This is a genomic window from Collinsella aerofaciens (assembly GCF_040926185.1).
In the GTDB taxonomy this organism is placed as follows: Bacteria; Actinomycetota; Coriobacteriia; order Coriobacteriales; family Coriobacteriaceae; genus Collinsella; species Collinsella aerofaciens_BC.
This window is the reverse complement of sequence record NZ_JBCOIQ010000005.1, coordinates 110,775-124,296: the sequence shown is the minus strand read 5'-3', so window position 1 is coordinate 124,296 and position 13,522 is coordinate 110,775. Positions and strand designations below refer to the sequence as shown.

At 60.6% G+C, this 13,522-nt stretch carries 8 protein-coding genes; 4 read left to right on the top strand and 4 right to left on the bottom strand.

Going from position 1 to position 13,522, the window contains the following annotated elements; genetic code table 11:
• Positions 1-39: 39 nt before the first annotated feature.
• A complete protein-coding gene (locus AB5750_RS03975; RefSeq protein ID WP_368145924.1) occupies positions 40-1,239 on the top strand; it encodes an ABC transporter ATP-binding protein in 1,200 nt (399 codons plus the stop codon).
• A gap of 377 nt (positions 1,240-1,616) precedes the next feature.
• Here AB5750_RS03975 and glgP read toward each other — a convergent pair whose 3' ends face one another.
• The 3 genes from glgP to galE form a co-directional block, all read right to left on the bottom strand.
• Positions 1,617-3,884 (bottom strand): glycogen/starch/alpha-glucan family phosphorylase, encoded by a 2,268-nt coding sequence (glgP, locus tag AB5750_RS03970; protein WP_368145925.1) that lies wholly within the window; start codon positions 3,882-3,884, stop codon positions 1,617-1,619.
• Between the two features lie 128 nt (positions 3,885-4,012).
• Positions 4,013-5,518, bottom strand: a complete 1,506-nt coding sequence (gene malQ / locus AB5750_RS03965) for a 4-alpha-glucanotransferase (RefSeq protein ID WP_195246835.1) — start codon at positions 5,516-5,518, stop codon at positions 4,013-4,015.
• Positions 5,519-5,738: 220 nt separating this feature from the next.
• Entirely contained in the window at positions 5,739-6,800 is a 1,062-nt protein-coding gene (gene galE, locus AB5750_RS03960; RefSeq protein ID WP_006235870.1) for a UDP-glucose 4-epimerase GalE, read from the bottom strand.
• Between the two features lie 266 nt (positions 6,801-7,066).
• On the opposite strand from galE, the gene AB5750_RS03955 reads away from it, so the two are divergent.
• Positions 7,067-8,272 carry a coiled-coil domain-containing protein gene (locus AB5750_RS03955; protein WP_349129805.1) on the top strand — a complete coding sequence of 402 codons (1,206 nt, stop codon included), beginning with the start codon at positions 7,067-7,069 and terminating at the stop codon, positions 8,270-8,272.
• Between the two features lie 219 nt (positions 8,273-8,491).
• Here AB5750_RS03955 and murB read toward each other — a convergent pair whose 3' ends face one another.
• On the bottom strand, positions 8,492-9,454 hold the full coding sequence (gene murB, locus AB5750_RS03950) for a UDP-N-acetylmuramate dehydrogenase (protein WP_368145932.1): 963 nt from the start codon (positions 9,452-9,454) through the stop codon (positions 8,492-8,494).
• A gap of 183 nt (positions 9,455-9,637) precedes the next feature.
• Between murB and AB5750_RS03945 the strand changes: the two genes are divergently transcribed.
• Both AB5750_RS03945 and AB5750_RS03940 read left to right on the top strand, forming a co-directional pair.
• The gene (locus tag AB5750_RS03945) at positions 9,638-10,666 is read left to right on the top strand and encodes a LacI family DNA-binding transcriptional regulator (protein WP_368145926.1); all 1,029 of its coding nucleotides are present in this window, start codon (positions 9,638-9,640) and stop codon (positions 10,664-10,666) included.
• A gap of 204 nt (positions 10,667-10,870) precedes the next feature.
• Positions 10,871-13,399 (top strand): phosphoketolase family protein, encoded by a 2,529-nt coding sequence (locus AB5750_RS03940; protein ID WP_368145927.1) that lies wholly within the window; start codon positions 10,871-10,873, stop codon positions 13,397-13,399.
• Positions 13,400-13,522 lie beyond the last annotated feature (123 nt).

The following is a 13,522-nucleotide window of genomic DNA, read 5'->3' as shown; positions in this document are numbered from 1 at the left end:
GCGCCCTCAACATGGCGCCGCATATCGAAAGGTAAAGACATGGCCGAGATCGTTCTCAAGCATGTTCAGAAGGTGTATCCCAACACCGAGTCCAAAAAGAAGGGCTTCTTTGGCAAAAAGAAGAAGACCGAGGAGAAGAAGCACAACCTCAAGGTTACCGAGGACGGTGTGCTCGCTGTAGAGGACTTCAACCTCACCGTTCACGACCAGGAGTTCGTCGTTCTCGTTGGCCCCTCTGGCTGCGGCAAGTCCACGACGATGCGCATGGTCGCCGGCCTGGAGGACATCACCTCGGGCGATGTGCTCATCGATGGCAAGCGCGTCAACGACGTGGCACCCAAGGACCGCGACATCGCCATGGTGTTCCAGAGCTATGCTCTGTACCCCAATATGACGGTGTACGAGAACATGGCGTTTACGCTCGAGCTCAAGAAGGTTCCCAAGGACGAGATCGACCGCAAGGTTCGCTCTGCTGCCGAGATTCTGGGCATTACCGAGTACCTCGACCGTAAGCCCAAGGCGCTCTCCGGCGGCCAGCGCCAGCGTGTCGCTATCGGCCGCGCCATCGTGCGTGACCCCAAGGTCTTCCTGATGGACGAGCCGCTGTCCAACCTGGACGCCAAGCTTCGTAACCAGATGCGTGCCGAGCTCATTAAGCTGCGCCACGAGATCAAGGGTACGTTCATTTATGTTACTCACGACCAGACCGAGGCTATGACCCTCGGTGACCGTATCGTGGTCATGAAGGACGGCGTCGTCCAGCAGATCGCCACCCCGCAGGAGGTCTTCAATCATCCCGCGAACATCTTCGTTGCCGGCTTTATCGGCGTGCCGCAGATGAACTTCTTCGATGCCCAGCTGGTGCGCTCGGGCAACGGCTTTACCGTCAAGACCGAGGATATGAACGTGGCGCTCGCTCCCGAGACCTGCGCTCAGCTTGCTCTCAACTGGGACGGCGGCGACGTGAAGGAGATCACGGCCGGCGTGCGCCCCGAGCAGATTCTGCTTGCCGACAAGGACGAGGAGGGCGCGCTCCAGGGTACCGTCGAGGTGACCGAGCTCATGGGTTCGACCGAGCATGTCCACGTGACCGCTCCCGATGGCCAGTTCGTCCTGATCATTCCCGTTGTCGACCTCGAGGCCAAGGGCGCGCTCAAGGCGGGCGACCCCATCTGGTTCAAGTTCGAGAAGAACGCGACCCACCTCTTCGATAAGGTCTCTGGCAAGAACCTTATCTAGGCCTGGTGCATCCGGGCCCTCCCTTTGGGCGACTGCGGTATTGCCATCCTTTTGCCGCGGTCACATATAAGGCTCCCCTCCCGTCCACTGGGCGAGAGGGGAGCCTTTCTTTGTGCTGGGATTGTCTGACCGGTCGTTTGTCTCGATCTGTAACGGGTAGGGCCGATTTCGGACGTTAGATGTTACAGATTGAGATAAACCCAAGGGGAGGGGCCGGTATGTCTCAATCTGTAACAGCTGGGGCCGTTTTTACCGAGTAGCTGTTACAGATCGAGATTCTTCGGTCGAGTCGGGTCACAGGATAACGTGCGGGCACAAAAAACGGAGCCGTGTTGCCACGACTCCGTTTCTCAAGAGGATGGGTAAGGGAAGCGAAATTAGTTCAGGTGCCAGATCTCGTCGTTGTACTGGGAGATGGTGCGGTCGGACGAGAAGGTGCCGGCGTTGGCGATATTGATGAGCGCCTTGCGCATCCAAGCGTCCTGGTCCTCGTAGTCGGCCAGCACGTGCTCCTTGGTCTGGATGTACTCCTCGATGTCGAGCAGGGCCATAAACCAGTCCTTGCCCTTAATGTCATCGTGCAGGCGCTGCAGGCGCTCGGCGTTGCCGGTCGCCATAAAGGCCGGGTTGGTGATGAGGTCCACCAGCAGTTTAATACCGGGCTTGCGGTAGAGCACACCGGCGTTGTAGGTGCCGTCGGCGTAGAGCTGCTCGACCTGTTCGGAAGAGGCACCAAAGGTATAGATGTTCTCGTCGCCCACGAGCTCGGCAATCTCCACGTTGGCACCGTCGAGCGTGCACAGGGTTAGGGCGCCGTTGAGCATGAACTTCATGTTGGAGGTGCCGCTCGCCTCCTTGGAGGCCAGACTGATCTGCTCGGAGATGTCGGCGGCGGGGATCACGCGCTCGGCGGCGGTGACGTTGTAGTTCTCGATCATGACAACCTGCAGGTAGGGAGCTACGTCGGGGTCGTTTGCAATCCACTGCGACAGCGTCAAGATCAGATGGATGATGTCCTGCGCGATAGTGTAGGCAGGCGCCGCCTTGCCGCCAAAGATGATGGTGACGGGGTGCTTAGGTCTGTTGCCGTTCTTGATATCGAGGTACTTCCAGATGATGTAGAGCGCGAGCATCTGCTGGCGCTTGTACTCGTGGATGCGCTTGACCTGGACGTCGATGATGGCGTTGGAGGGAATGGTCACGCCCTGCTCGAGCGCCATGAACTGGCGCATGATGGCCTTGGCCTCGACCTTGGTGGCGGCCAGGCGCTCAAGAACGTCCTTGTCGTCGGCGAACTTGGCGAGTTTGCTCAGATCGCCGGTGCTGCGCCAGTCGGTGCCGATCACATCGTCGAGCAGGCTGGCGAGCGCGGGGTTGGCCCCATGGATCCAGCGGCGGAAGGTGATGCCGTTGGTCTTGTTGGAGAACTTCTCGGGATAGATCTCGTAGAACGGATGAAGCTCGGTGTCCTCCAGGATCTTGGTGTGGAGGGCGGCTACGCCGTTGATGGAGAAGCCAAAGTGGATGTCCATGTGGGCCATGTGGACGGTATCGTGTTCGTCGATGATGGCGACGCGCGGGTCATCGTGCTCGGCCTTCGCGATCTCATCGAGCTTGACGATAATGTCGGCGATGGCAGGGGAGACCTTCTGTAGGCTGGCGAGCGGCCACTTCTCGAGCGCCTCGGCAAGAATCGTGTGGTTAGTGTAGGCGACCATGGAGCGTACGATGGTCACGGCCTCGTCAAACTCGATGCCATGCTCGGTGGTGAGCAAGCGAATGAGCTCGGGAATGACCATGGTGGGGTGCGTGTCGTTGATCTGGACAACGGCGTAATCGGCCAGATCGTGCAGGTTGCTGCCGCGCTCGACGGCCTCGTCGATCAGGAGCTGGGCGGCGTTGCTCACCATGAAGTACTCCTGATAGATGCGAAGTAGGCGGCCCTGCTCGTCGGAATCGTCGGGGTAGAGGAACAAGGTGAGGTTCTTGGCGATCTCGGTCTTGTCGAAGTCGATGGAGCTGCCGGGGACCAGGCCGTCGTCGACGCTCGCCAGGTCGAACAAACGCAGGCGGTTCTTGGTGGGCTGGCCGTAACCGGGCACATCGATGTTGACGAGCTTGGAGGTAACGGCAAAATCGCCGAACTCGACGGTGTAGGTGCGGTCATCGTCGACTAGGATGTCCTGCTCACCGAGCCACTCGTCGGGGACGGCCTTCTGCTGGTTGTCGACAAAGCGCTGACGGAACAGACCGTAGTGATAGTTGAGGCCCACGCCATCGCCGGTCAAGCCCAGCGTGGCGATGGAATCCAGGAAGCATGCGGCCAAGCGGCCCAGGCCGCCGTTGCCGAGTGACGGCTCGACCTCGAACTCCTCGATCTTGTTGAGGTCGTGGCCTGCGGCGGTGAGCTGGTCCTTAACCTCGTCGTAGATGCCGAGGTCGATCATGTTGTTGATGAGCAGCTTGCCGATCAAAAATTCGGCGGAAATGTAATAGAGCTTTTTCTTGCCGTTGTTGAGCGGGCGGGCGGCGGAGCGCTCCTGCACGAGTTTGACCAGCAGCTTGTAAATGCGACGGTCGTCGAGCTGCTCGAGCGAGGCGCCAAAAGACTGCTCGGCGAGTTCCATGAGGTTAATTTGGGGCATGTTTTCTCCTGTGATGGGTTGTTTCATGTCTGCAATTCATAAGAAGCCCGCGCGAGGGGATTGGGGTGGCCTCGCGCGGGAAAAGCAAGCGCGTCCGCACGGTGGGGAGGGGTCGGGCGCGGTAGCTCCTATTGAGGAAGCTCGATTTCGGCTTCCGACGGGATACGGAAGTAGGTCTCGGTCCAGTCGGTGAGCTTGTGCTCGAGCTCGCGGGTGATGGCGCCGTCGAGCATGCGCCAGGTCCAGTTGCCGCCCAGCGTGGCAGGGGTGTTGATGCGCGCCTCGTTGCCCAAGTTGAGCAAATCCTGCATGGTGTAGATGCACGTGTCGCTCACGCTGGCGGCGATGGTGCGATTGAGTGCATCTGTCATGGGTTCGCCGGCCTGCTGATGGGTGTACAGGGCTGCCTGCTCGCGCTGACGCGGGGTAGCCGTTCCCTCAAACCAACCGCGCGCCGTCTCGTTGTCGTGGGTGCCCACATAGGCGACGGTGTTGGCGATGTAGTTATGCGGCAGGTAGTACGAGTTGGTGCCCTCAAAGGCAAACTGCAGGATCTTCATGCCGGGGAAGCCCGAGTTGTCGCGCATGTCGATGACGCCGGGGGTGAGGAAGCCCAGGTCCTCGGCGATGATGGGCAGCGTGCCGAGCTTTTCCTCGAGCGTCTTGAAGAACTTGAGGCCGGGACCCTGCGTCCACGAACCGTAGGACGAATCGGGCGAGGAGAACGGCACCTCCCAATAGGCCTCGAAGCCGCGGAAGTGATCCAGGCGGATGACGTCGTACATGTCGAGGGCGGCGCGAATGCGGCCCTCCCACCAGGAGAAGCCGTCGGACTCCATGGCGTCCCAGTCGTAGATGGGGTTGCCCCAGTACTGGCCGGTGGCCGAGAACTGGTCGGGCGGCGTGCCGGCGACGCTCACCGGATTTCCGGCGGCGTCGATCTTAAAGAGCTCAGGCGTCGCCCACATCTCGACGGAGTCACGCGAGACATAGATGGGCAGGTCGCCGATGATGAGAATGTCGCGCTCGTTGGCATAGGCCTTGAGGCGGCTCCACTGGCGATCGAAGAAGTACTGCGTCATCTGGTGGTAGAGCATACGCGCCGGATGGTCGGCGCAGACCTTGGCGGAAGCCTCGCCGCGGGTACGGAGCTCCGCGGGCCACTCCCAAAACGCCTTGAGACCGCACTCCTCTTTGACGGTCATAAACTCACAGTAGGGGATGAGCCAGTCCTCGTTGGCCTGGATAAAGTCATCGAAATCGGCCGGCTTGTCGGCAGCAAAGCGCTCAGCGGCTCGGTCGAGAATCTGACGGCGGCCGCCAAAGATAGCACCGTAGTCGACATTGCTGGGGTCGGATCCCAGATACACGCCATCGATATCGCGCTGCTCCAGATACCCTGCCTCGATAAGCTCGGCAAAGTCGATAAAGTTGGGGTTGCCTGCGCGGGCCGAGAACGACTGATAGGGCGAATCGCCATAGCTGGTCGTCGTAAGGGGCAGAATCTGCCAGTAATGTTGTTTGCACGAGGCGAGAAAATCGACGAAGTCGTAGGCATTCCAACCAAAGCCGCCGATTCCGTATGGTCCGGGCAGAGATGAGACGGGCATGAGGACGCCGCTTGCACGCTCCATGAATGCGCTCACCAACCTTCTTGTTGTGGGGTCGGCCTGCCGATGGGTGTGCAGTCCGCCTCCGATGTTCTGATTCGATACGCCTATTGTAAAACATGTTGTTTAAACATGTACAGGCAAGATAAAAAAGTTGGTCGATTTTCGGCGAATGGTTACATGCCATGAAAAAGCCCCGACCTCACAACGTGAGATCGGGGCAAGAGCGGTATGTAGGTTTTTGCTACTCGGCGTCGGCGAAGCCGTTGGGGTTGTGGCTCTGCCAGTTCCAGCTATCGCGGCACATGTCCGCGATGTCGTATTGGGCCTTCCAGCCCATCATGCGCTCGGCCTTGGAGGCATCGCACCAGTTGGCAGCGATGTCGCCGGCGCGGCGCTCGCGGATCACGTAGGGCAGCTCCTTGCCACAAGCCTTGGAGAAGGCGGCGACGACCTCGAGTACCGAGGTGCCGGTGCCGGTGCCCAAGTTAAAGATCTCGACGCCGGTCTTGCCGTTCATCCAGTTAAGGGCGGCAACGTGACCAGAGGCCAGATCGCACACGTGGATGTAGTCGCGCACGCCGGTGCCGTCGGGGGTGGGGTAGTCGTTGCCAAAGACCTGAACGGCCTCGAGCTTGCCCACGGCGACCTGGGCGACATAGGGCACCAAGTTGTTGGGGATGCCCTTGGGGTCCTCGCCGATCAGGCCCGACGGATGAGCGCCAATGGGGTTGAAGTAACGGAGCAGCACGACGTCCCACTCGGGGTCGGCGGTGTGGACGTCCATAAGGATCTGCTCGATCATCCACTTGGTCCAACCATAGGGGTTGGTCGCGGGCTTCTTAGGATCCTCCTCGGTGACGGGCGGGTTGTCCGGGTCGCCGTAGACGGTCGAGGAGCTCGAGAAGATGATGGACTTGCAGCCATGGTTGCGCATGACGTCGATGAGCACCAGGGTGTTCTCGATGTTGTTGTGGTAGTACTCGACGGGCTTGCTCACTGACTCGCCGACGGCCTTAAAGCCGGCAAAGTGGATGACGCGGTCGATCTGATGGGTATCGAAGATCTTGTTCATCGCATCGCGGTCGAGCACGTTGGCCTCGTAGAAGGTGAGGTTCTTGGCGGCCTCGTCGCCCACGATGGTCTTGACGCGGTCGACGGCGACGGCGCTGGAGTTGGAGAGATCATCGACGATGACGACCTGGTAGCCACCCTCGAGCAGCTGAACGACGGTGTGCGAGCCGATAAAGCCGGCGCCACCGGTAACGAGGACGCAGGTGTCTTTGGGGTCGAGTGCTTTGGACATGTAGTCTCCTATCGAATCAGGAACACTTCTAGAGGGGAGTATAGCGCAGGCGGGGACGCCCAAATGGTGCACTGTAGGAAAAGCAGAGGATTATGTTAACGTACTCATATAAGAGCTTGCTCAATTGTTACCTCAAATTTGACAATTGCTTACGAGCCGCCGACCTTGTAGTTTCCTGCCGTTCGTGGAAATCGTTGGGACGCGCCATATGTACGCTAATATGTATGAGTTGAGCGACATATAAATAAGCATGTAACGGAGTACATATGTCACCAAACAGCGATTCCATCCTTTCCCAGGAGCTCTCGCGCCGCACTGCCCTTAAGGCCCTGTTCGGCGCCGCTTCTGCGGCAGTTCTTTTTGGCCTGCCCACTCGCGCCCATGCGGCGGAGGCTTCCAAAGAAACCACCGATAAATTGAATGCCGCCCAGGCCCAGCTCGACGAGGTTCAGGCCCAGCTCGACAGCATCGCAAATGAGTATGCGGCGCTGGCCAACAAGAATGCCCAGACCCTCAACGACATCGAGAATGTCCAGGGCAAGATTGACGACACGCAGGCCCAGATCGATGAAAAGAAGGCCGAGCTCAAGAAGAAGCGCAACGACCTTTCCGATCGCGTGGCCGCCAGCTACAAGTCCGGCGGCACGAACATTCTGTCGCTGCTGCTGGCCTCTGGCTCGTTTGAGGAACTCGTCGCCAATGCGCACTATGTTGAGAAGATCAACAAGAGCGACCGCGACGCCATCGAGGACATTCAGACTATCCAGGAAGAGCTCGATGCGCAAAAGACCGAGCTCGAGTCGCAGAAGGCCGACTTAGAGAAGCTCAAGGACCAGCAGACTGCTCAGATGCAGGATATGCAGGCCAAGCAGCAAGAAGTCCAGACTGTGCTGAACGGTCTTTCCGACGACGTCAAGGAGCTCATGGCTCAGCGCGATTCCGAGATCCTCGCTGCCGCCCAGGCCGAGGAGGCTGCTAGGAAGGCTGCCGCTGCCGCGGCTGCCGCGAACAAGAACAATTCCTACTCGGGTGGTTCAAGCTCGGGTGGCGGATCGTATGCGCCCGGAACCCCGCAACAGAATGCCGGCTCGGGCAAACAGCAGGCCGTCGTCAACGCGTGCTACTCCACGCCTTCGCCGGGTCAGAACTGGTGCGCGGCGTGGGTTACCAATGTCTTCCGTAACGCCGGCGTTGGCTACTTTGGCGGTAACGCGTGCGATATGTTTAACGCATGGTGCTATAGCTCCGACCGCTCGGCGCTGCAGGTGGGCATGATCGTGGCCGACTCATCGCATAGCGGCACGGGTGCTCCGGGCCTTATCTACGGTCATGTGGGTATCTACGTTGGCGGCGGCATCGTTATGAGCAACGAGGGTGCCATTACGTCTAAGTCGCTTGATTCGTTTATTAGCTTCTATGGCACTGGCTCTGGCGTGCGTTGGGGCTGGCTTGGCGGTATTGCGCTGTCGTAACTGCGGCTTGGTCCGGGACAGCCCGAGAGGCATAAGGTTGCCTGCTCGGGCAGTCCTGCTCGCACGGAGAGCACATTAAGTGCTCTCCGGCTCGTGCGGAACTCGCGATCAACCTTATGCCTCTCGGGCTGTCCCGGCCCTCTCGGGTCCTGAGCGCGACACACCGGACTGGGTTATCTGAATAAATATGGTGAAGGCCCCTTTCGGGGCCTTCTTTTTTTAGAGGAATTCGCCGACTCGGTGGACTTCGGGTTCTAGGTCTACGTTGAATTGGTCTTTGACGGTTGTCTGGATGTGGCGGATGAGTTCGTCGACGTCGGCGGCGGTGGCGTGGTCGGCGTTGACGATGAAGCCGCAGTGCTTCTCGCTCACCTGCGCGCCGCCAACGGCGTGTCCTCGCAGGCCGGCGTCCATGATGAGCTTGCCGGCAAAGTAGCCCTCGGGGCGCTTGAAAGTGGAGCCGGCACTCGGCATGTCGAGCGGCTGCTTGTCCTCGCGGCGCTGGCGGTAGTCGTCCATGTCGGCCTTGATCATCGCGGCGTTGCCCGGAGCGAGATTGAAGGTGGCCGAAAGCACGATGAAGCCGTCGTCGGCAATGCGGCTCTTGCGATAGCCCAGGTTGAGCTCATCGACATCGAACTCAATGATATTGCCGCTGCCGCGGGTGCCGTCGTCGAGCTGGCGAGCGGGTTTGTAGACGCGCACGGACTCCAGCACATCGGCCATGCAGGCACCGTAGGCACCGGCGTTCATGTAGCAGGCGCCGCCGACCGATCCGGGGATGCCCGAGATGGGCTCCATGCCGGTGAGGCCGGCCTCGGCTGCCGCCGCGGCGACATCGGAAAGCAAGGCGCCGGCTGCCGCCGTGACGTGCGTGCCGTCGACCGTAATGTCGGAGAGGCCTTCGCCCAGCGCCACGACGACGCCGCGGATGCCCTTGTCGCCGACAAGCAGGTCGGAGCCGTTGCCCACGATGGTAAGCGGCAGGTCGCAGCGATAGCAGGTATCGAGCGTGGCGACGAGGCCCTGCTCGGTATCGGGCGTGACAAAGACGTCGGCCGGGCCGCCGATCTTAAACGTGGTGTGCTCGCGCATGGGCTCGCTCATCAACACGTTGTCCTCGCCGGCAACGCCAGCGAGCGCGCACAGCAGGTCCTCGTTAAAAAAGTCGTTCTCGTGCATATGAATATCCGCCTTTTGGTGGTCGTCGTCATCAATCGATTGCAATATACCCCACCCGGACGGATTTGGTGCGCTGACGGCGATAAAACAGCCGTCTACCGGATTGGTAAAGTGTTTATCACCGAGGTAGAGGGGTAGTCGCTATACTTTCAAGAGATTGCGCGTAAACCCGGAAGGAGCGAGATGGCCAACAAAGTCACCCTCAAGCAGATCGCCCAGGAGGTGGGGCTTTCCCCCTCGTCGGTCTCGCTTGTGCTCAATAATCGGCCCTGTCGCATCTCGGAAGAAAACCGCAAACTCATCAAGGAGGTCGCGGCGCGCAACCACTATGTTCCTAACCAGATTGCGCGTAGTTTGGTCATGCGCGAGTCGCGCACGCTGGGCCTTATCGTCCCTAACATCGAGAGCCGCTTTTTTGCCTCGCTCGCCGGTAGCCTGGAAAAGCGCTGCCGCGAGGATGGCTATGCGCTCTTCATTACCAGCTCGGGTGGAAGCGCCGATGACGATCTGGAGCTGCTGCGCCAGCTGGTGACGCGCGGCGTCGATGGCGTCTTCCTGGTCGTGGGCGACGAGTTCTCCGACGACCGCGCCCTGCGCGAAGAAGTCAGCCACCTGCCCATCCCGGCCGTAATGGTCGACCGTGCCATTGAGGGGCTCGAGTGCGACAAGGTGATGTTCGACCACGAGATGGGTGGCTACATGGCCACTCGCTATCTGATCGAGCAGGGCCACCGTCGCATTGCCTGCTTGGTTAACGCGCGCCGTTCCAATACGGGGCGTAAGCGACTTGCCGGCTATGAGCGCGCACTGCGCGAGGTTGGCTTGCCTATCGACGCGCGTTTGGAGTTTGAGAGCGAGTACTACATTCCGAGTGCCTACGAGGCCTCGGAGGCGGTGCTCGCGACCGACGCCACCGCCGTATTTGCAAGCTCGGACAACATTGCCCTTGGTCTGCTCAAGCGCTTACACGAGATGGGGAAGAGCATTCCGGGCGACATTTCGGTGGTGAGTTACGACAACTCGGCCGCCGACGTTCTCTTTGAGCCGGCGCTGACCGCGATTGAGCAGGATCCTGGTATCCTCGCGGAGCATGCTTTTGGCTGCATGTCCAAGCGTCTTGCCGGTAGGGGCGGTAGGCGTGCCGAAGAGGTCGTTCTGGAGCCGGAGCTTATCGTTAAGGGCAGCGTGCTCAATCTTACTAAACATAACTAAACACGTTTACCAATTCGTATAGATCGAATGTGGAGCACCTGTGACAGATAATGCCGCAGGTGAGTGTCCAGTTTTGCCGAGCTGCAGGATAGATAGCGATGATAAAACGTTTTTTCACAGTGATAAAACGTTTTAGCAAATATACTAGTCCCAACGAAAGGTTGCCGTATCGGAGGGTGACCACACAGCGAAGGGACATAAACAATGGCTAAAACACTGGGGACGCCGTGGCAAAAGCTGGGCCACGAGGTGCCGGCTTCCGAGCTCGAGGGCGTCGACCTGTATTGGCGCGCATCGAACTATCTGTCCGTCGGTCAGATCTACCTTCGCTCTAACCCGCTAATGCGCCCCGACTTTGTTGATGAGAAAACCGGTGAGGTGCGCGACTTTGGTCGTCCGGACGTTAAGCACCGCCTGGTTGGCCACTGGGGTACCACGCCCGGCATCAACTTCCTGTTCGGTCACGTCAATCGTCTGATCACCGACCACAACCAGAATGCTATCTTCTTGATGGGCCCTGGTCACGGCGGCCCCGCCGGTACTGCTCAGTCGCTGCTCGACGGCACCTACCGCGAGATTCGCCCCGACATCACCAATGACGAGGCCGGCCTGCAGAAGTTCTTCCGCCAGTTCTCTTATCCCGGCGGCATCCCGAGCCACTTTGCGCCCGAGACGCCCGGTTCCATCCACGAGGGCGGCGAGCTCGGCTACACGCTCAGCCACGCTTACGGTGCCGTCATGGACAACCCGAGCCTGTTGGCCGTGGCCGTGGTGGGCGACGGCGAGTCCGAGACCGGCCCGCTCGCGACCTCTTGGCAATCCAACAAGCTCGTGAACCCGGCAACCGACGGCATCGTCCTGCCGATCCTGCACCTCAACGGCTACAAGATCGCCAACCCCACCATCCTCGCCCGCGTGTCCGACGAAGAGCTCACCAAGTTCTTTGAGGGCATGGGCTATAAGCCGCACTTCTTTGTCGCCGGCTTTGACGACGAGAGCCACGCAAGCATTCATGCGCGTTTCGCTGCCCTGTTTGAGCAGGTCTTTGACGAGATCTGTGACATCAAGGCCACCGCGCAGGCCCAGGCCGCCTCAGGCGAGACCGTGGTTCGCCCGGCCTACCCCATGATCGTGTTCCGTACGCCCAAGGGCTGGACCTGCCCCAAGCACATCGATGGCAAGAAGACCGAGGACTCCTGGCGCGCACATCAGGTGCCGCTGGCGAGTGCCAAGGACACCCACGAGCACTTCCGCGTGCTGCGCGAGTGGCTGCGCTCCTACAAGCCCGAGGAACTCTTTACACCCGAGGGCCAGGTGCGCCCCGAGGTAACGGCCTTTATGCCGACCGGCGAGCTACGCATCGGCGCCAACCCCAACGCAAACGGCGGCAAGGTGCGCCGCGAGCTCGAGCTCCCCGATATTCACGCCCACGAGGTTCCCGTCGCAAGTAAGGGTCACGGCTGGGGCTCCACCGAGGCCGCCCGCGTCTTTGGCGAGTACACCGCCGATGTTCTGGCCAAGAACATGGACGACTTCCGCATCTTCGGTCCCGACGAGACCGCGTCCAACCGCCTGCAGGCTGCCTACAAGGTGACCAAAAAGCAGTGGGATGCCGGCTTCTACGAGGACGAGGCCAACGACGAGCTGCTGGCCGGCTCCGGCAAGGTCGTTGAGCAGCTGTCCGAGCACCAGTGCGAGGGCTTCCTCGAGGCCTACGTGCTCACTGGTCGCTCCGGCGTGTGGAGCTCCTACGAGAGCTTTGTCCACGTGGTCGACTCCATGGTCAACCAGCACTGCAAGTGGCTCGAGGCTACCAAGCGCGAGATTCCGTGGCGTGCCCCCATCAGCGGCCTCAACATTTTGCTGTCGAGCCACGTCTGGCGTCAGGACCACAACGGCTTCTCGCACCAGGACCCGGGCTTTATCGACCTGCTGCTCAACAAGGCCAACGATACGCATATCGTGAATGCCTACTATCCGGCTGACGCCAACATGGCCCTTGCCGTGGCCGAGCGCGTTTACCAGTCCACCGACTGCGTCAACGCCATCTTCTGCGGCAAGCAGCCCGCCCCGACTTTCCAGACGGTCGATGAGGCCAAGGCGGAGCTCGCCGAGGGCGTCGCGACCTGGGAGTGGGCATCGACCGCCGACTCGCTCGCCGAGGCCGATGTCGTGGTCGCCACCTGCGGCGACGTGCCGACGCTCGAGGCCTTGGCCGCGACAGACATGCTGCGCGAGCTGGGCATCAAGGTGTGGTTCGTCAACGTGGTCGACCTACTCAAGATCCAGAACGTCTGCGAGAACGACCAGGCCATCAGCGACGAGCGCTGGGCCGAGCTGTTCGGCTGCGGCGAGAAGCCCGTTCTCTTTGCCTTCCACGCCTATGCCGGCACGATTCGCCGCCTGATCTGGAACCGCCCCGGCCACGACGCCTTCCGCGTCCACGGCTATGAGGAGAAGGGCTCCACGACCACGCCGTTCGACATGCTGCGCCTGAACAACATGGACCGCTGGGCCCTGGCTGCCGACGTGCTGCGCATGGTCGATGCCGACAAGTTTGCCGAGCAAATCAACGAGTGGGAGGCTTTCCGCACCGAGGCCTTCGAGTTCGCCTGCGACGAGGGCTACGATCACCCGGCCTTCACCGACTGGGTCTGGCCCGACGCCGCTGCCGCAACCGCAGCCGACGGCGCACTCTCCGCAACGCAGTTAACTGCTGGCGACAACGAGTAGCATCCGGGACGGCCTCGCGCTGGGGCCTTGCCCGGGAGGGTGACTTTGTCCGGGGAAGTGGGCTTCGCGAACTTCCCCGGACAAAGTCACCCTCCCGGGCAAGGCCCTCTCGACCGTTTCGAT